The following is a 437-nucleotide window of genomic DNA, read 5'->3' on the forward strand; positions in this document are numbered from 1 at the left end:
GATAAAATACATGCCGATAACGGCCACGCTCGCCATGGTGGCGAGTGCGGCGATGGCTGGCGTGCCGCTGCTCAATGGCTTCCTGTCGAAGGAAATGTTCTTCGCCGAAGCCGTCGAAACGCATCTGGATTCCTGGCTCGACCGCGCGCTGCCTTACGTCGCGACCATCGCCAGCACGTTCAGCGTCGCTTATTCGCTGCGCTTTATCCATTGCGTGTTCTTCGGACCTGCACCGACCGATCTGCCGCGTGTGCCGCACGAGCCGCCGGTCTGGATGCGCCGACCGATCGAGCTTCTGGTGCTGATCTGCCTTGTCGTCGGCATCGTGCCTGGCCTGACAATGGGTCCGAATCTGCATTCGGGCGTGCTTGCGGTGCTGGGCGAGGCGACCCCGCAATACAGCATTTCGATCTGGCATGGCTTCAACGTGCCGCTGG

At 61.8% G+C, this 437-nt stretch carries 1 protein-coding gene; it reads left to right on the forward strand.

The window, feature by feature from the left end; genetic code table 11:
- The coding region (locus AB1462_RS32115; protein WP_367249144.1) for a proton-conducting transporter membrane subunit at nucleotides 1-437 on the forward strand (437 nt) is incomplete at both ends.

The organism is Pseudomonas sp. SB113 (assembly GCF_040754745.1).
GTDB lineage: Bacteria > Pseudomonadota > Gammaproteobacteria > Pseudomonadales > Pseudomonadaceae > Aquipseudomonas > Aquipseudomonas grimontii.